General features: G+C 67.5%; 20 protein-coding genes. 3 read left to right on the plus strand and 17 right to left on the minus strand.

What is annotated here, in order from left to right; all coding sequences use genetic code 11:
- From pheS to infC, 9 genes are all read right to left on the minus strand, one after another.
- A complete protein-coding gene (pheS, locus tag ELQ90_RS13500; RefSeq protein WP_128495821.1) occupies positions 1 to 1,041 on the minus strand; it encodes a phenylalanine--tRNA ligase subunit alpha in 1,041 nt (346 codons plus the stop codon).
- A gap of 39 nt (positions 1,042 to 1,080) precedes the next feature.
- Positions 1,081 to 2,001, minus strand: a complete 921-nt coding sequence (locus tag ELQ90_RS13505; RefSeq protein WP_128495822.1) for an amino acid ABC transporter permease — start codon at positions 1,999 to 2,001, stop codon at positions 1,081 to 1,083.
- A complete protein-coding gene (locus tag ELQ90_RS13510; protein WP_128495823.1) occupies positions 1,998 to 2,645 on the minus strand; it encodes an amino acid ABC transporter permease in 648 nt (215 codons plus the stop codon). Before ELQ90_RS13510 ends, ELQ90_RS13505 begins: the two co-directional genes overlap by 4 nt.
- Positions 2,646 to 2,726: 81 nt before the next feature.
- The gene (locus ELQ90_RS13515) at positions 2,727 to 3,599 is read right to left on the minus strand and encodes a glutamate ABC transporter substrate-binding protein (RefSeq protein WP_128495824.1); all 873 of its coding nucleotides are present in this window, start codon (positions 3,597 to 3,599) and stop codon (positions 2,727 to 2,729) included.
- 98 nt (positions 3,600 to 3,697) lie between these two features.
- Positions 3,698 to 4,471 carry an amino acid ABC transporter ATP-binding protein gene (locus ELQ90_RS13520; protein WP_128495987.1) on the minus strand — a complete coding sequence of 258 codons (774 nt, stop codon included), beginning with the start codon at positions 4,469 to 4,471 and terminating at the stop codon, positions 3,698 to 3,700.
- Positions 4,472 to 4,577: 106 nt separating this feature from the next.
- The gene (locus ELQ90_RS13525; protein WP_128495825.1) at positions 4,578 to 5,378 is read right to left on the minus strand and encodes a TrmH family RNA methyltransferase; all 801 of its coding nucleotides are present in this window, start codon (positions 5,376 to 5,378) and stop codon (positions 4,578 to 4,580) included.
- A 98-nt stretch (positions 5,379 to 5,476) separates the two neighbouring features.
- Entirely contained in the window at positions 5,477 to 5,869 is a 393-nt protein-coding gene (gene rplT / locus ELQ90_RS13530) for a 50S ribosomal protein L20 (protein ID WP_128495826.1), read from the minus strand.
- A gap of 34 nt (positions 5,870 to 5,903) precedes the next feature.
- Positions 5,904 to 6,098, minus strand: a complete 195-nt coding sequence (gene rpmI / locus ELQ90_RS13535) for a 50S ribosomal protein L35 (RefSeq protein WP_128495827.1) — start codon at positions 6,096 to 6,098, stop codon at positions 5,904 to 5,906.
- The gene (gene infC, locus ELQ90_RS13540) at positions 6,091 to 6,675 is read right to left on the minus strand and encodes a translation initiation factor IF-3 (RefSeq protein ID WP_128495988.1); all 585 of its coding nucleotides are present in this window, start codon (positions 6,673 to 6,675) and stop codon (positions 6,091 to 6,093) included. Before infC ends, rpmI begins: the two co-directional genes overlap by 8 nt.
- Before the next feature lie 342 nt (positions 6,676 to 7,017).
- Here infC and ELQ90_RS13545 point away from each other — a divergent pair, with 342 nt between their 5' ends.
- Positions 7,018 to 7,374, plus strand: coding sequence for a DUF1844 domain-containing protein (locus ELQ90_RS13545; protein ID WP_128495989.1), 357 nt, complete (start codon positions 7,018 to 7,020; stop codon positions 7,372 to 7,374).
- A gap of 18 nt (positions 7,375 to 7,392) precedes the next feature.
- Here the strand turns inward: ELQ90_RS13545 and ELQ90_RS13550 are convergent, their stop codons facing one another.
- The 6 genes from ELQ90_RS13550 to ELQ90_RS13575 all read right to left on the minus strand — a co-directional run bounded on the left by ELQ90_RS13550 (position 7,393) and on the right by ELQ90_RS13575 (position 11,840).
- On the minus strand, positions 7,393 to 8,166 hold the full coding sequence (locus tag ELQ90_RS13550; RefSeq protein WP_128495828.1) for an SseB family protein: 774 nt from the start codon (positions 8,164 to 8,166) through the stop codon (positions 7,393 to 7,395).
- Entirely contained in the window at positions 8,150 to 8,896 is a 747-nt protein-coding gene (gene priA / locus ELQ90_RS13555) for a bifunctional 1-(5-phosphoribosyl)-5-((5-phosphoribosylamino)methylideneamino)imidazole-4-carboxamide isomerase/phosphoribosylanthranilate isomerase PriA (RefSeq protein WP_128495829.1), read from the minus strand. The genes ELQ90_RS13550 and priA overlap by 17 nt, the downstream gene beginning before the upstream one ends.
- Before the next feature lie 50 nt (positions 8,897 to 8,946).
- Positions 8,947 to 9,588 carry an imidazole glycerol phosphate synthase subunit HisH gene (hisH, locus tag ELQ90_RS13560; protein ID WP_128495990.1) on the minus strand — a complete coding sequence of 214 codons (642 nt, stop codon included), beginning with the start codon at positions 9,586 to 9,588 and terminating at the stop codon, positions 8,947 to 8,949.
- Positions 9,589 to 9,590: 2 nt separating this feature from the next.
- The gene (hisB, locus tag ELQ90_RS13565; protein ID WP_128495830.1) at positions 9,591 to 10,199 is read right to left on the minus strand and encodes an imidazoleglycerol-phosphate dehydratase HisB; all 609 of its coding nucleotides are present in this window, start codon (positions 10,197 to 10,199) and stop codon (positions 9,591 to 9,593) included.
- Positions 10,196 to 11,296 (minus strand): histidinol-phosphate transaminase, encoded by a 1,101-nt coding sequence (locus ELQ90_RS13570; RefSeq protein WP_128495831.1) that lies wholly within the window; start codon positions 11,294 to 11,296, stop codon positions 10,196 to 10,198. The genes hisB and ELQ90_RS13570 overlap by 4 nt, the downstream gene beginning before the upstream one ends.
- 115 nt (positions 11,297 to 11,411) lie before the next feature.
- Positions 11,412 to 11,840, minus strand: coding sequence for a LysM peptidoglycan-binding domain-containing protein (locus tag ELQ90_RS13575; protein WP_243696186.1), 429 nt, complete (start codon positions 11,838 to 11,840; stop codon positions 11,412 to 11,414).
- A 302-nt stretch (positions 11,841 to 12,142) separates the two neighbouring features.
- On the opposite strand from ELQ90_RS13575, the gene lexA reads away from it, so the two are divergent.
- Positions 12,143 to 12,874 (plus strand): transcriptional repressor LexA, encoded by a 732-nt coding sequence (gene lexA, locus ELQ90_RS13580; protein WP_128495832.1) that lies wholly within the window; start codon positions 12,143 to 12,145, stop codon positions 12,872 to 12,874.
- Between the two features lie 19 nt (positions 12,875 to 12,893).
- Here the strand turns inward: lexA and hflX are convergent, their stop codons facing one another.
- Complete coding sequence (hflX, locus tag ELQ90_RS13585; RefSeq protein WP_128495833.1) at positions 12,894 to 14,450, minus strand: GTPase HflX; 1,557 nt, start codon at positions 14,448 to 14,450, stop codon at positions 12,894 to 12,896.
- A gap of 41 nt (positions 14,451 to 14,491) precedes the next feature.
- Here hflX and ELQ90_RS13590 point away from each other — a divergent pair, with 41 nt between their 5' ends.
- Entirely contained in the window at positions 14,492 to 15,124 is a 633-nt protein-coding gene (locus ELQ90_RS13590) for a class I SAM-dependent methyltransferase (protein ID WP_166409065.1), read from the plus strand.
- Positions 15,125 to 15,159: 35 nt separating this feature from the next.
- Here ELQ90_RS13590 and dapF read toward each other — a convergent pair whose 3' ends face one another.
- Positions 15,160 to 16,041, minus strand: coding sequence for a diaminopimelate epimerase (gene dapF / locus ELQ90_RS13595; protein ID WP_128495834.1), 882 nt, complete (start codon positions 16,039 to 16,041; stop codon positions 15,160 to 15,162).
- Between the last annotated feature and the right edge of the window lie 10 nt (positions 16,042 to 16,051).

Here is a 16,051-nt window from a genome sequence, read left to right on the forward strand (position 1 = left end):
TCACACCACCATCCCGAACTGCTGCGAGAAGCGGATGTCGCCCTCGACCATGTCGCGCATGTCCTGCACGTCCGAACGGAACATGAGCGTGCGCTCGAGGCCCATTCCGAACGCGAAGCCGGAGTAGACCTCCGGGTCGATGCCCGCCGCGCGCAGCAGGTTCGGGTGCACCATGCCGCACCCGCCCCACTCGATCCAGCGCGCACCGCCCGAGAACGTCGGGTGCCAGAGGTCGAGTTCAGCACTCGGCTCGGTGAAGGGGAAGTAGCTCGGCCGCAGACGGATCTTCGCCTCGTCACCGAAGAGCGTGCGCGCGGCGTGCTCGAGCGTTCCGCGCAAGTGCGCCATCGTCAGGCCCTTGTCGACCGCGAGACCCTCGAATTGACTGAAAACGGGGGTGTGCGTCGCGTCGAGCTCGTCGGTGCGGTAGGTCCGTCCGGGCGCGAGCACGTAGACGGGCAGCTCGCGCTCGAGGAGCGCCCGGATCTGCACGGGCGACGTGTGCGTGCGCAGGACGAGGTGCGAGTCGACGGGGTCGATGAAGAACGTGTCCTGCATCGCCCGTGCGGGGTGGTCCGCGTCGAAGTTGAGGGCGTCGAAGTTGAACCACTCGCTCTCGACCTCGGGACCCTCCGCGATCTCCCACCCCATGCCGACGAAGACGTCGGAGACACGCTCCTGCAGGAGCGTGAGCGGGTGGCGCGCGCCGGGGCGGTAGGCGGTGGCGACGGCGGTCACGTCGACGGTCTCTGCGGCGAGGCGGGCGTTCTCCTCCTCGAGGACGAGCTCCTGCTCCCGCGCCGAGAACGCCTGGTTCACGCGACCCCGCGCCTGGCCGACGAGCTTGCCGAGCGGCGCCTTCAGCTCGGGGGCGACATTGCGCAGTTCACCGTTCAAGCGGGCGAGCGTCGAGCGCTCCCCCGTGTGCTCGGCGCGGACCTGCTTGAGCGTTGCGGAATCGGTCGCGCTCGCGACGGCGGCGAGGGCCGCGTCGACCGCGGCGGAGACCGCTTCTTCCGTGATGGGAGTGGGTTCGGACACGATCACCCAGTCTAGTGAGTCATCGTCGGGCCGTCGGCGTCAGAGGTTCGACGACGCAGCAGCGGAGGCCGTGTCCTCGCCTGCGCCGAGGGGAGCTCCTCCCGCGCCGGCAGGACCAGCCGCACCGAGCCGCCGCGAACCCGAACCTGTCCGACGCGAAAGCCACCGGGCGAACCACGACAGGAGGAGGTTGATGGTGAGGTAGATCGCGAGGGCCACGAAGAACAGCGAGAACATGTAGCGATTGCCGTAGAAGTTCGCGAGGTAGTTCGTCGTCGTGCGGAGCAGCTCGGGATAACCGACGATGTAGCCGAGGGAGCTGTCCTTCAGGAGAACGACGAGCTGGGCGACGATGATGGGGAGCATCTGCCGGAACGCCTGCGGGAACTCGATGAGCAGCCGTGTGCGCAGCGGCGTGAGCCCCAGACTCAGGCCGGCCTCCCGCTGCCCCTTGGGGAGCGACTCGATGCCGGCGCGGAGCGCCTCGGCGATGAGCGTCCCGTTGTACACGACGAGCGCGGCGACCACCGCCCAGAGGGCCCCCGTCGAGAAGACGAGGAGGATGAAGAGCATCATGAGCAGCACGGGCATGCCGCGGAAGAACTCGATGAGGACGGTCGCCGGAATTCGGACCCACGTGTTGGCCGCCGTGCGCAGGATCGAGAGGACCACTCCGAGGATGAGCGCTCCGACGGCTCCGAACGCGAACGCCTGCAGCGTGCGGACGGTCGCTTCACCGATCGATCGCCAGACGATGGGTTCGGCGAAGATGTCCCAGCGGGACTCGTCGAACATCCCGGGGAGTTCGAGGCCGCCTGACGTCTGGCGAGGGGCTGCGAGTGTCATGACGACCCAGGCGAGCCCGGCGGCGATGAGCACGATCCCGACGACCGAGAGGATTCGGGAGAGGCGCCGGGCCTTGGGACCCGGGGCGTCGAAGAGGATTGCTGAGCCGCTCATCGCGTCACCGCGACCTTTCGCTCGAGGTGCGCGGCGATCTGGCCGAGCGGCACCGTGATGACGAGGTAGAAGAAAGCGACGCCGAGGAGGAGCGCGATGACCGCGTTCCCGTTCTGGTTGACGAGGGCGCGGCCCGCAGCGAAGAGCTCGGGAACGAAGAACGCGCCCGCGATCGAGGTGTTCTTCGTCAATGCGATGAACACGTTGATGAGCGGCGGGATCGTCATGCGGATGGCTTGCGGGAAGACGACGAGTCCGACGGTCTGACCGAATCCGAGCCCGAGGCTCCGTGCGGCCTCGGCCTGTCCGATCGCGACCCCGTTGATGCCGGAGCGGAGCGCCTCGGCGACGAAGGGCGACGTGTAGACGGACAGGGCGATGAACGCGAACGTCAGGTAGGGGAAGTCGACCCCGAGGATCGGAAGCACCACGGCGCAGAAGAAGAACACGAGAGTGAGCGGCGTGCATCGCACGATCTCGGTGTACACGGTGGCGAAACCGCGGAGCGACGCGACCGGGGAGATCCGGAACACGGCGATGATCGAGCCGATCACGGTCGCGAAGAACCCACCGACGACGGTGAGTTGAAGGGTCATGAGGAACCCGCCCCAGAAGGTGGGGAGGTTGTCGAAGATCACCTGCACGGGCGAGGCCTCTCTGGTGGAGCGGGAGCGGGCGAGCGGTCCCTCGCACATGTCGTGCGCGAGGGACCGCTCGTCACGGGGTCAGTCCTCGTAGCGGTTGACTGTCGGCGGCTCGACGTACGGGAGCACGGCGCCGGCCGTGTCTTCCCATGCCTGCTCGTACGAGCCGTCCTCGTAGGACTCCTCGAGGACGTCGTTGATCCAGTTGCGGAACTCGGTGTCGTCCTTCGCGAGGCCGATGCCGTAGGGCTCCTGCGTGAACGGTTCGCCGACGACCTTGAACTCGCCCTCGTTCTGGGCAGCGAGGCCCGCGAGGATGACGTTGTCGGTGCTGACCGCGACGACCTGGCCCGTGCGCAGCGGCTCGAGGCAGTTTGCGTACGTGTCGGTCAGGACGACCTCTGCTCCGAGTTCGGCGAGATTGTCGGCAGGGGTCGACCCGGAGACGGAGCAGACGGGCTGACCGACGAGGTCGTCCTCGCTCTCGATGTCCTCGTTGTCCTCGAGAGTGAGGATGGACTGACCGGCCTCGTAGTAGGGGCCTGCGAAGGAGATGACTTCCTTGCGCTCGTCGTTGATCGTGTACGTCGCGATGACGATGTCGACCTGACCGTTCTCGATGAACGGCTCACGGTTGGCCGAGACCGTCTCGGTCCACTCGATGTCCTCTGCCGCGATACCGAGCTTCGCGGCGATGATCTTGCCGATCTCGACGTCGAAGCCGACGGGCGTGCCGTCGGGGCCGACGAGACCGAACAGGGGCTGGTCGAACTTCGTGCCGATCGTGATGGAGCCGGCCTCGGCGAGCTCGGCCATGGTGCTTCCTTCAGCGAACTCGGGCGATTCCTCCACCTCGGTTCCCGGGTTGGCCGAATCACTCGAACCGCCGCACGCGGCGAGCGCGAACGCGCTGGCGGCCGCGAGGGCCACCAGGGAGAGCTTCTTGCGCATCATGAGATATCCCTCTTCTTGGTTGTACTGCTGCTGTGTTTCCCTGTCGCCGAAGCGATGAGGCTGTGGGGATCACCCGAGCGAGGCGGATGCCTCGCCCGTCAGTGATTGAGGATCTTCGAAAGGAAGTCCTGGGCGCGCTCGGACGTGGGATTCGAGAAGAACTCCTCGGGCTTCGCCTGCTCGACGAGTTGGCCATCGGCCATGAAGAGCACCCGGTCGGCCGCCTTCCGCGCGAATCCCATCTCGTGGGTCACGACGATCATCGTCATCCCCTCTTTCGCAAGACCGACCATGACATCGAGGACCTCGTTGATCATCTCCGGGTCGAGCGCACTCGTGGGCTCGTCCATGAGGATGAGCTTGGGGCTCATCGCGAGCGACCGGGCGATCGCGACACGCTGCTGCTGACCGCCCGAGAGCTGGGCCGGCATCTTGTTCGCCTGGTTCGCGACACCGACGCGCTCGAGGAGAGCCATCGCGCGGTCCGTCGCATCCTTCTTCGACATCTTCTTGACCTTGATGGGCGCGAGGGTGACGTTCTCGAGAACCGTCTTGTGGGCGAAGAGGTTGAACGACTGGAACACCATTCCGACGTCGGCCCGCAGGGTCGCGAGAGCGGCCCCCTCCTCCGGGAGCTTCTTGCCGTCGATCGTGATCGACCCGGAGTCGATCGTCTCGAGACGGTTGATCGCGCGGCACAACGTTGACTTGCCCGACCCGCTCGGCCCGATCACGACGACGACCTCGCCGCGGGTGACGGTCGTCGTGATGTCCTTCAGGACGTGGAGCTCGCCGTAGTGCTTGTTGACGCCCTCGATGACGACGAGGGGTTCACCGAGTTTCGCCGTCGGAATGGACGTCGTCTCCGGCATGTATCGCTGCTCCATGCCTCCACGGTATGTGAGCGTGTGTTACCTCCGCATTGCGGGGAGTCACCGTTACCCATTCGTGACGTCATGATGGGCCTGTGGGCGACGGTCAGGAGCGCTGGGCGAACGCGCTCTCGTAGAGGCAGACGGACGCTGCGGTCGCGAGGTTCATCGACTCGGCGTGACCGAAGATCGGCACCGTCACGGCACGATCGGCGAGACCGAGCATCTCGTCCTCGAGGCCACGCGCCTCGTTGCCGAACACCCACGCGGTCGGCTCCCCGAGCACGCCGTCGCGCCGCACATCGAGGAGGCTCTCCCCCTTCACATCGGCGGCGAGAACTCGCATCCCGGCTGCACGCGAACGGCCGACGACGTCGGCGAGGTCGGCGTCCACCGCGACGGGGAGGTGGAAGAGCGAACCCGTGGTCGACCGGACGACCTTCGGGTTGTAGAGGTCGACGGAGCGACCGGTCAGGATGACGGCGTCGGCACCGGCGGAGTCGGCTGCTCGAATGATGGTGCCGAGATTGCCCGGGTCGCGCACCTCTTCGAGCACGGCGATCAGGCGTGGAGGTTCCGCGAACACGTCCTTCAGTGCGGTGGGGAACTGCTTGCAGACCGCGACGACGCCTTGCGGAGTCACCGTATCGGCGAGAGCCGCGAGCACGTCCTCGGTGACGAACTCCACCTCGAGGCCCTCCTCGGCCGCGGCCGTCGCGACCGTCGGGTAGCGTTCGAGAGCAGTCGGCGTGGCGAAGAACTCGAGGACGAGGTCCGGCTTCCACGTCAGCGCTTCACCGAGGGCCTGCGGTCCCTCGAGGAGGAAGAGACCGCTCTCCTGGCGAGCGGAGCGCTTCGCCAGTTTCGCGACGGCTCGAACACGGGGCGAACGCGGGTTGTCGATCACCTCGCCAGTCTAGGGCGGCGACTCGTCGCGTCCCCGACGAAACGACGGACCGGCCGGGGAATCCCCCGACCGGTCCGGTCATGATGCAGTCGACGCGATTACGCGGCGTTCTCGCCCTTCGGGGCCGACGTGTCGGCGGGCAGGGCAGCCTTCGCGCTCTTCACGAGAGCGGCGAACGTGGCGGGCTCGTTCACGGCGAGTTCGGCGAGGATGCGACGGTCGACCTCGATGCCGGCGAGGCCGAGACCCTGGATGAGGCGGTTGTACGTGAGGCCGTTGGCGCGGGACGCAGCATTGATGCGCTGGATCCACAGGCGGCGGAAGTCACCCTTACGGGCACGGCGGTCGCGGTACGAGTAGGTCAGGGAGTGGGTGACCTGCTCCTTGGCCTTGCGGTACAGGCGCGAACGCTGGCCGCGGTAGCCCTCAGCGCGCTCGAGGATGACGCGACGCTTCTTGTGGGCGTTGACGGCCCTCTTTACTCTTGCCATTTCTTAAGTCTTCCTTGCGTTCGTGGTCGGCGGATCAGATGCCGAGGAGCTTCTTGATGACCTTGCGGTCCTGAGGGGCGACGACCTCGTCACGGTTCAGGCTGCGCTTGCGCTTGCCCGACTTGACCTCGAGGTTGTGGCGCATGCCCGCCTGCTGCTTCATGATCTTGCCGCTGCCGGTGACCTTGAATCGCTTCTTGGCACCGGAGTGCGTCTTCTGCTTAGGCATTCTTTTCCTCCTGCTTAGCCGCCTTGTTCGCGGCGCGTTGTGCGTTGGCCTCTGCTTTGGCCTCGGACTTGTTCTTGAGCGGACCGATGATCATGACCATGTTTCGTCCGTCGATCGTCGGGGTGGACTCGACGGTGCCGTATTCGGCAACGTCCTCCGCAAACTTCTGAAGCAGACGCACACCGAGCTCCGGGCGCGACTGCTCGCGTCCACGGAACAGGATCATCGCTTTGACCTTGTCGCCGGCCTGGAGGAATCCCTCGGCGCGCTTGCGCTTGGTCTCGTAGTCGTGTCCGTCGATCTTGAGGCGGAAACGAACCTCCTTGAGGATCGTGTTCGCCTGGTTGCGCCGGGCCTCCTTGGCCTTCTGCGCAGCCTCGTACTTGAACTTGCCGTAATCCATGATCTTGGCCACAGGCGGCTTCGAGTTGGGTGCGACCTCGACGAGATCCAGGTCGGCTTCCTGCGCGAGACGCAGGGCCACCTCGATCTTCACGACGCCCACCTGCTCTCCACTCGGACCGACGAGGCGGACTTCGGGGACGCGGATACGGTCATTGGTACGGGGATCGCTGATGCGTGGCTCCTCTTCTAGAGACTTCCGGCCACTCGCGGAACGGTCGTCCGGCGAGGCGAAAGGAGAAAAGCACACACCCGAGCACGACACGTCGTACTCGGCACCGCACCCGGAACCAACGACACCGCTTCCCGTGATGCAGAGCACCACGGTCCACAGGCTGGTTGTCGACCGGACATCCGATTCCCGAAGGAGCCGGCGTCCGGCGGAGTGCAACGACCCGGTAACCTGTTATCGGTCAAGCGCGGGTGGGAGTTCATCCACTTTCGTACCGGGACAGATGTCCCGGAGCCCGAAGCAGTCTAACAGAGGAATGCAGTGAGCAACAGCGAGTCCGGATCCATCCGTTTCGAGGACGACGCGTCGGACGCCACGGTCGCCGACGTCACGCGCGACATCGCGGACGTCGCGGCCGTCGAGGTCATCACCACCACGGCCGTCCACCTCATGAGCGCCGCGGCGGTCAAATGCGGTCTCGCCGACGACCCGGAGACCCAACAGGATCTCGACGAGGCACGCAAGCTCATCAACGCCCTTGCCGGACTCATCACGGCGGCGGCCCCCGAGGTCAGCGACATGCACGCGCGCAGCCTGCGCGACGGCCTCCGCTCGCTGCAACTCGCGTTCCGCGAGGCGTCGACGGTCCCCGACGCGATCGGCCAGGGGCCGGGCGAGAAGTGGACGGGTCCGGTCAGCTGACCGCTCGACGGGTCGGCCTCACTCCGAGGCTGTGAGCTTCACCGCGAGCGAGTCGACGCGCGTCGCGATGACCTCGTCCGCCGCCCAGCGGCGCGCGAGGCGCTCGAGGATCTGATCGAGCTCCGTGCGCGTCAGACCGGAAACGAGTTCGAGCACGACCTGCACCTCGGGCCCACGCAAGCGCGCGTCCGGGTCGCCGTGGCGGACGCTCACGGCGATGACCCCGAGTTCGGTGGAGATCGAGGCGTCGAACGCCGCGTACACCTCGGGATCGTCGGGAGCCGCGGTCCAGCTCTCGGCGCGGGCGACAGACCAGAGGGCCGGCCGACGGAGCACGAATTCGGTCTCACTGCCCGGATCGACGACGACGAGTTCGGTGTTCTCGGACGCGGCGGCCAGCGCCACACGCGTGCCGTCGGCGGGGACGGGCCGTGCTGTCGCGTTCCACGACGCCATGGCCGCGACGGACGAGAACACCGGGAGGACGGCCCGGCCGTCGGGGCCGGCGACCGAGACGATCGACAGTTCCTGCGTCTTCTCCACGCGTAGACCGTCGGCGTTCTCCTCCACTCCTCCGGCCTCCGCGACGAGCGGGATGAGGAAGCGAGCGGAGCGGAACACCTCGACGACGTCTCGCTGGGTCGCCGAGCCGGCGTGGAAGCGGGTCAGGACGTCGAGGAGTTCGGGCGGCGCCGAGCCGTCGTCATTCGCGTGCGCCGTGTCGTGGTGGCCGAAAGACCGGTTCGCCCAGGGGCGACCTGCGGAGTCCGCAGGATCAGTCTCCGGCGACATCCAGTGCCTCGGCGAGCGTGAAGGCACCGGCGTACAGAGCCTTGCCGACGATCGCCCCTTCGAGTCCCTGTGGGACGAGACCCCGCAGTGCGGCGATGTCGTCGAGGCTCGAGATGCCGCCCGACGCGATGACGGGTCGGTCGGTGCGGCTCAGCACCTGCTCCAGCAGCTCGATGTTGGGGCCGCGCAAGGTGCCGTCCTTCGTGACGTCGGTGACGACGTAGCGAGCGCAACCGGCCTGCTCGAGGCGGTCGAGGACGGTCCAGAGGTCGCCGCCCTCCTGCGTCCAGCCGCGCGCCGCGAGCGTCGTGCCGCGGACGTCGAGCCCGACGGCGACGGCCTCGCCGTACTGACCGATGACGTTGGCGGCCCATTCGGGGTTCTCGAGGGCCGCGGTGCCGAGGTTGATGCGCTTCGCACCGCTCGCGAGCGCGGCTTCGAGAGACGCGTCATCGCGGATGCCGCCGGAGAGTTCGACGTTGACGCCCCGGACCTGCTTGATGACGCGCCGGATCACCGCGGCGTTGTTGCCGCGCCCGAAGGCCGCATCGAGGTCGACGAGGTGGATCCACTCCGCGCCCTGCTTGGCCCAGTCGGTCGCCGCGTCGACGGGGTCGCCGTAGTTGGTCTCTGTGCCGGCCTCGCCCTGCGTCAGACGGACGGCCTTGCCGCCGGCGATGTCGACGGCCGGAAGCAGCACGAGGTCAGGGGACTGGTTGAACTCGCTCATTGTGTGTCCTCGATCGGGTTGGAGACGACCGCTCGCGGCCGCACACGATCCTAGTCAGAACCGAGCGACGTGAGCCAATTGGACAGGAGACGGATCCCGGCCTCACCCGACTTCTCGGGGTGGAACTGTGTCGCGGAGAGCGGCCCGTTCTCGACGGCGGCGAGGAAGCGCCCACCGTGGGTCGCCCACGTGAGACGGGGCTGCGGGAACGGCGGCTCGACCTGCAGCGACCAGTCGGACGCCGCGTACGAGTGCACGAAGTAGAACCGCTCGTCCTCGATGCCGTCGAACAGGATGCTCCCGGCGTCGGGCTCCACGGTGTTCCACCCCATGTGCGGCAGAACGGGAGCCTGGAGCTCCTCCACGGTGCCCGGCCACTCCCCGAGCCCTTCAGCCTCGACGCCACGCTCGACGCCGCGCTCGAAGAGCACCTGCATCCCGACGCAGATGCCGAGCACGGGTCGTCCTCCCGCGAGTCGCTTGTCGACGAGTTCGCCTCCCCTGGCGGCCTCGAGCGACTCCATGACTGCCGCAAACGCTCCGACGCCCGGGACCACGAGCCCGTCGGCCTCGAGAGCGGCTTTCCGGTCCGAGGTGAGTTCCACGTCGGCCCCCGCGCGCTCGAGCGCCTTCACGGCGGAGTGCACGTTGCCCGACCCGTAATCGAAGACGACGACCTGAGGACGACGGATGCTCACAGCGCTCCCTTCGTCGACGGCACGCCGACGACGAGCGGGTCGAGTGCCTTGGCGTGCCGGAACGCGCGCGCGAACGCCTTGAACTCGGCTTCGGCGATGTGGTGCGGATCGCGGCCGCTCAAAACCGTGAGGTGCACGGTGAGCGCCGCGTGGATCGTGATGGCCTCGAAGATGTGACGCACCATCGATCCCGTGAAGTGCCCACCGATCAGGTGCATCTCGAAACCGGCCGGCTCGCCGTCGTGCACGAGGTACGGTCGTCCGGAGATGTCGACGACCGCGCGGGCGAGCGCCTCGTCGAGGGGAACGTGAGCGTCGCCGTACCGCGAGATACCGGCCTTCGAGCCGAGCGCCTCCCGGATGGCCTGACCGAGCACGATGCCGGTGTCTTCCACGGTGTGGTGCACGTCGATCTCGACGTCGCCGGAGGCCCGGATCGTGAGGTCCGTCAGCGAGTGCTTCGCGAACGCCGTGAGCATGTGGTCGAGGAACGGGACGCTCGTCTGGATGTCGCTCACCCCGGTACCGTCGAGGTCGAGACGGAGATCGATCGAGGACTCGGAGGTCTCCCGCTGGATGCGGGCGACACGGTTGCCGCTACTCATACCGTCGAGTCTAGTTCCGCGAGGGCATCGAGGAACGCGGTGGTCTCGGCCTCCGTGCCCGCCGACACGCGCAAGCACCCCTCGATGGCGAGGTCGCGCACGAGGATGCCCTGCTCGAGCAACGCCTCGAAGACGGCGTGCGGATCGCGCACTCCCCCGAAGAGGACGAAGTTGCTCTCCGTCCGGTAGGGGCGGTAGCCGAGTTCGGCGAGCCGCGTGACGATGCGGTCACGCTGGCCCCGGATGTCGTCGACCATCGCGAGCATCTCCTCGCTGTGGCGGAGTGCCGCAACAGCCGCTGCTTGCGTGAGAGCCGACAGGTGGTAGGGCAGCCTCACGAGCCGCAGCGCGTCGGTGACGGCCGGGGCAGCCGCGAGGTAACCGAGGCGGACACCGGCGAACGCGAAGGCCTTGCTCATCGTCCGCGAGATGAGCAGCCGCTCTCGACCGGGAAGCAGCGTGAGCGCGCTCGGCGTGCCGTCCGGAGCGAACTCCGCGTAGGCCTCGTCGACGACGACGATTCCGCGAGTCGCGTCGTAGACCGCCTCGACGGTGTCGAGCGACAGCGGAGTACCCGTCGGGTTGTTGGGCGAGCACAGGAAGACGAGATCGGGGTCGTGCCGCTTCACCGCCACCGCCGCCGTCTCCGGAGACAACTCGAAGTCCGCGTCGCGCGATTCACCGATCCACCGAGTACCCGTGCCATCGGCGAGCAAGGGGTACATGGAGTAAGTGGGATCGAAACTGAGGAGGGAGCGCCCCGGCCCGCCGAAGGCCTGGAGCACCTGCTGGAGGACCTCGTTCGAGCCGTTGGCCGCCCAGAGGTTCGATGCGGTGAGTGCTTGCTCCTCCGGTAATCCGCGGTTGAGGTAACCGGCGAGCGAGTCGCGCAGAACGGCGAACTCCCGGTCCGGGTAGCGATTGGCTCCGAGGACGGCAACTGCCAGGGACTGCACGATGTCGTGCGCGACCGCCTCGGGGATCTGATGCGTGTTCTCGTTGACGTTCAACGCGACGGGCACCGACTTCTGCGGAGCGCCGTACGGAGACTTGCCGCGCAGGTCGGCGCGGACGGGAAGGTCGTCGAGGGAGGTCACCTATCGAGCCTACCGATCGTCCGGGTTCCCGCGAGAACCGTCCGCATCGCACGACGGCCCCTCAGCGACCACAGTCGACCGTACCGCTCTTACGAGTCGAAGCTACGAGCCGCCGCTATGAGCCGGAATAGGCGCTCGGGATGGCGAGGCGCTGCCCCGGCTCGACCGCGGACGACGTCAGCTGGTTGAGGGAGACGATCTCCGCGATGACGTCACGCGGATCGGACGCGGGTGCGATCCGCTCGGCGACCTGCCACAGGGATTCCCCGGCGTTGATCGTGAGGTACTCGAACTCGACGACGGACGCGCTCGAACCGGCACCCTCCGACGTGGCGATGGCGGACGTGGCGTTCACGCCGGCGACGATCCCGAGAGCGATCAAGGGCGACACCACGAGCGACGTGAGGACGAGCCGACCACGACGCGTGATCCGGAGGCGCGGTCTACTCGACGGCGTCGCCGTCCGTCGACCCGACGCGGCACCCGCCGCACGTGCGAAGGCCCGCGGCGATTCGATCCGCGGCATGTGGATCACTGCACTCATGTTGCTCTCCTCGTGATGTGAAGCACCTCGCCGGTCTGGTGAGCGTGGGAGGTACTGCTTCGGAAGGAAGCGAGTCCGCTCCGAGTCCTCGGCCGGGAGGCCTCGAAGCGAATCTCTGTTCCGAATATATCTTCGAATGTTCGAACACGCAAGGCGATGTTCGGACGATATCACCACCGATTCCGCGACACACTCGAACAGACGTTTGCCTGGGAGGTGAACCGTGGATACAGTTTCGATGTCGAGAGACAGCAGATCACGAGCCACCGACATTGGGTCGCGTGGCGGAAACGGCGGGCAGGATGAGCGACGACACGGGCGGCACGAGGGGCACCCGCAGGGCGGACTCCGTCGTCGGGGACAATGCCGTCGGTGGCAAGGGCACGAGGCGTCGCAAGAGCCTCAGCGAGAAGCAGCTCGCCATCCTGGACGTCATCCAGCGCTCCGTCAGCCAGCGCGGTTATCCGCCGAGCATGCGCGAGATCGGTGACGCCGTCGGCCTCGCCTCGCTCTCGAGCGTCACCCATCAGCTCAACCAGCTCGAACTGTCCGGATATCTCCGGCGCGACCCCAACCGCCCGCGTGCACTCGAGATCCTCATCGAACTCCCGTCGGCGGCGTCGGAGTCCCTCGACTACGAGAACTCCACTCCCGTCGGTGATGCCGCGATGGTCCCGCTCGTGGGGCGCATCGCGGCCGGCGTCCCCATCACCGCCGAGCAGCACGTCGAGGAGGTGTTCCCCCTGCCCCGTCAGCTCGTGGGCAAGGGCGACCTCTTCATGCTCAACGTGTCGGGCGACTCGATGATCGACGCCGCGATCTGCGACGGCGACTGGGTCGTCATCCGCGCGCAGCGCACGGCGGAGAACGGCGACATCGTCGCCGCCATGCTCGACGGCGAGGCCACGGTGAAGGTGTTCCGTCAGCGCGACGGGCACACGTGGCTCCTCCCCCGCAACTCGAACTTCGAGCCGATCCTCGGGGATCAGGCCGAGGTCCTCGGCAAGGTCGTCGCCGTCCTTCGCTCCGTCTGACGACGGCGGTCGCCGGCCGTTAGACCTCGGCGACCTCGTCGGCGGTGTTCGCCCGTCGAGCCGTCACGAAGTCGCCCAGCTGAGCGGCGATCTCCTCGCTCACGAGCGCCTCGACCCGCGTGCCTTCCTCGGTGTAGTCGATGGAGGTCACTTGAGCGCGACGGTGGAGCATCGAGATGAGCTCACCGCGGTCGTAGGGGACAAGTGCCTCGATTATGACGCTCGGTCGCGGCAGGGCGTCGGCGATCCGGTCGAGGATCTCCTGGATGCCCTCGCCCGTGCGGGCGGACGCGAAGATGCCGCTCGGTTCGAGTCCGCGCAGGATCAGTCGGTCGTCCTCCGAGACGAGGTCGCTCTTGTTGAAGACGACGATCTCGGTGATGTCACGACCTCCGACGTCGCCGATGACGTCGCGGACGGTTGCGATCTGCGACGCAGGGTCCGGGTGGGAGGCGTCCACGACGTGCACGATGACGTCGGAGTCCGCGACCTCCTCGAGCGTCGACCGGAACGCCTCGACCAACTGGTGCGGGAGGTTCCGCACGAACCCGACGGTGTCGGCGAGCGTGTAGGTGCGACCGTCCTCGGTGCGCGTACGGCGCACGGTCGCGTCGAGCGTCGCGAAGAGAGCGTTCTCGACGAGGACGCCGGCACGAGTGATGCGATTGAGGAGACTCGACTTGCCCGCGTTGGTGTAGCCCGCGATCGCGACGCTCGGCACCTCGTTGCGCTTGCGGTTCGCTCGCTTCGCCTCGCGGGCTGGAGCGAAGCCCTTGAGCTGAGCCCGAAGCTTCGCCATGCGGGTGTTGATGCGACGACGGTCGAGTTCGATCTTCGTCTCACCCGGTCCACGGGATCCCATTCCGGCACCTGCGCCGCCGACCTGACCACCGGCCTGGCGCGACATCGACTCGCCCCAGCCGCGGAGCCGTGGGAGCAGGTACTCGAGTTGCGCGAGCTCGACTTGCGCCTTGCCCTCGCGGCTCTTGGCGTGCTGGCTGAAGATGTCGAGGATCACGGCCGTGCGGTCGATGACCTTGACCTTGACGACGTCCTCGAGAGCTCGCCGCTGGCTCGGCGCGAGCTCGGTATCGGCGATCACGGTGTCGGCTCCGAGCGATGCGACGATCGCACGGAGCTCGTCGGCCTTACCGCGCCCGAAGTAGGTGCTGGGATCCGGATGGGGCCGCCGCTGGAGCACGCCGTCGAGGACGACGGCACCGGCGGTCTCCGCGAGTGCCGCGAGTTCACGGAGCGAGTTCTCCGCGTCCTGAAGAGAGCCCTGCGAATACACGCCGATCAGGACGACGTTCTCCAGGCGCAACTGTCGGTACTCGACCTCGGTGACGTCCTCGAGCTCCGTCGAGAGACCACCGACGCGGCGGAGCGCCTGCCGATCCTCGCGGTCGAACTGCTCGCCGTCGCCACTGTCGAAGCCGGTCGTCTCGTCCGCTTGCAGAGCCTGCGCGCGGCCTGAACCGAACACGGAGTAACCGGCCGAGGGGCGCCCGGCGTTCGCCAGCACCCGCTCGACGGCGTCGTCGTCATCGGTGGCGTCCACGGGGGTCTCGTTCATCCGGTTAACCCTACTCTCTGGCTCTCCTGTACCGTACGTCTATGCCTGGCGACCACTATTTCACTCCCTCGCCGGATAGTGAGATGGGCTTGCGCCCGCTCTCCGTGACGCTCGCGGGAGCACCCCGGAAGCTGCAGACCGGCAACGGGATCTTCAGCCCCGACCGCATCGACGTGGGCACCGCGGTTCTCCTGTCCGAGGTGCCCGCTCCGCCACCCGGCGGGGACTTCCTCGACATCGGCTGCGGCTGGGGCCCGATCGCGCTGACGCTGGCGATCGAGTCGCCCCGTGCGACCGTGTGGGCCGTCGATGTCAACGAGCGCGCGCTCGAACTGGTCCGCCGGAATGCCGAGTCCCTCGGACTGAGCAACGTGCGTGCCGTCCTGCCGGACGACGTCCCCGACGAGGTCCGCTTCCGCACGATTTGGTCGAACCCGCCCATCCGGGTCGGGAAGAGCGAGCTCCACGCGATCCTGGAAAGGTGGGTCCCCCGGCTGCAGCCCGGATCCGACGGCTATCTGGTCGTTCAGCGCAACCTCGGATCGGACAGCCTCCACCGGTGGCTCGACACGAGCCTGCCGGACGGCTTCAGCGTCCTCCGGGCAGCCACGGGAAAGGGTTACCGGGTACTGAAGGTCCGTCGCCGACCCGGAGCGTCGACCGAGTCGGAGTAGCTGCTCCTCCCCCGTCGGAACGCCCGATCGGACGACTACGCGAGGTCGAGGGTCCCCGTGTAGACGAGTTCTGCCGGACCGGACAGCGCGACGTGTTCGCCGTCCTCCGCTGCGAACATGCGGACGCCGAGTCGGCCGCCCGGAACGTCGACGCGCCAGTGGTCGGGCGCTCCCCGCCCCGCCCAATGCCGGATCGCGAGCGCCGCGGCCGCGACGCCCGTACCGCAGGAGAGCGTCTCTCCCGAACCGCGTTCGTGCACGCGCATCCTGATGCGGCCGACGCCCTCGCGCACGAGCGGCTCGTGCGCGACCACGAGTTCGACGTTCGCTCCGGCCGCGGGGGTCGGGTCGAGCTGTGGAGCGTACGCCAGGTCGGCGGAGGTGAGTTCGTCCTCGTCGGCGAGGGCGACGACGACGTGGGGATTGCCCACGTCGATGCCGAGGCCGGGACGCGGGACGTCGACGTCCTTCACGCGCACGAGCGGGTCGCTGCGGTCGAGGCGCCAACGACCCAGATCGACCTGGAAGCCGTCGACTCCGCGCTGCACGTCCTTGACCCCCGCTCGCGTCGCGATCGTGAGTGTGTCGCCGGTCTCGAGCGAGGCGAGGCCGTTGTCGACGAGGAAACGCGCGAAGACCCGGATGCCGTTTCCGCACATCTCCGCAACGGACCCGTCGGCGTTGCTGTAGTCCATGAACCACTCGGCCTCTGGCGCGTCCGCGAGGAGTGCGACACCCTCGGGAAGGCTCCGCGACCGGATGGCCCGGATGACGCCGTCGGCACCGACACCGAAGTGCCGATCGCAGATCGCCGCGATCTGCGCGGGCGTCAGTGTCGCTTCACCATCCGGGTCCGCATAGAGGACGAAGTCGTTTCCCGTCCCGTGACCCTTGGTGAACTCGATCGTCGTGGGCATGGCCTCAATC

Origin of the sequence: Labedella phragmitis (assembly GCF_004078635.1) — a bacterium.
GTDB lineage: Bacteria > Actinomycetota > Actinomycetes > Actinomycetales > Microbacteriaceae > Labedella > Labedella phragmitis.

Excerpts from the sequence above, each read along its gene's own strand:
- ELQ90_RS13575 (WP_243696186.1), bottom strand. The coding sequence starts at position 11,840 with ATGAGTGCAGTGATCCACATGCCGCGGATCGAATCGCCGCGGGCCTTC.
- ELQ90_RS13515 (WP_128495824.1), bottom strand. The coding sequence starts at position 3,599 with ATGATGCGCAAGAAGCTCTCCCTGGTGGCCCTCGCGGCCGCCAGCGCG.
- rpmI (WP_128495827.1), bottom strand. The coding sequence starts at position 6,098 with ATGCCTAAGCAGAAGACGCACTCCGGTGCCAAGAAGCGATTCAAGGTC.
- priA (WP_128495829.1), bottom strand. The coding sequence starts at position 8,896 with ATGAGCGAGTTCAACCAGTCCCCTGACCTCGTGCTGCTTCCGGCCGTC.
- ELQ90_RS13520 (WP_128495987.1), bottom strand. The coding sequence starts at position 4,471 with ATGCCGGAGACGACGTCCATTCCGACGGCGAAACTCGGTGAACCCCTC.
- hflX (WP_128495833.1), bottom strand. The coding sequence starts at position 14,450 with ATGAACGAGACCCCCGTGGACGCCACCGATGACGACGACGCCGTCGAG.
- dapF (WP_128495834.1), bottom strand. The coding sequence starts at position 16,041 with ATGCCCACGACGATCGAGTTCACCAAGGGTCACGGGACGGGAAACGAC.
- ELQ90_RS13550 (WP_128495828.1), bottom strand. The coding sequence starts at position 8,166 with ATGTCGCCGGAGACTGATCCTGCGGACTCCGCAGGTCGCCCCTGGGCG.
- rplT (WP_128495826.1), bottom strand. The coding sequence starts at position 5,869 with ATGGCAAGAGTAAAGAGGGCCGTCAACGCCCACAAGAAGCGTCGCGTC.
- lexA (WP_128495832.1), top strand. The coding sequence starts at position 12,143 with ATGAGCGACGACACGGGCGGCACGAGGGGCACCCGCAGGGCGGACTCC.
- ELQ90_RS13590 (WP_166409065.1), top strand. The coding sequence starts at position 14,492 with ATGCCTGGCGACCACTATTTCACTCCCTCGCCGGATAGTGAGATGGGC.
- hisB (WP_128495830.1), bottom strand. The coding sequence starts at position 10,199 with ATGAGTAGCGGCAACCGTGTCGCCCGCATCCAGCGGGAGACCTCCGAG.
- ELQ90_RS13505 (WP_128495822.1), bottom strand. The coding sequence starts at position 2,001 with ATGAGCGGCTCAGCAATCCTCTTCGACGCCCCGGGTCCCAAGGCCCGG.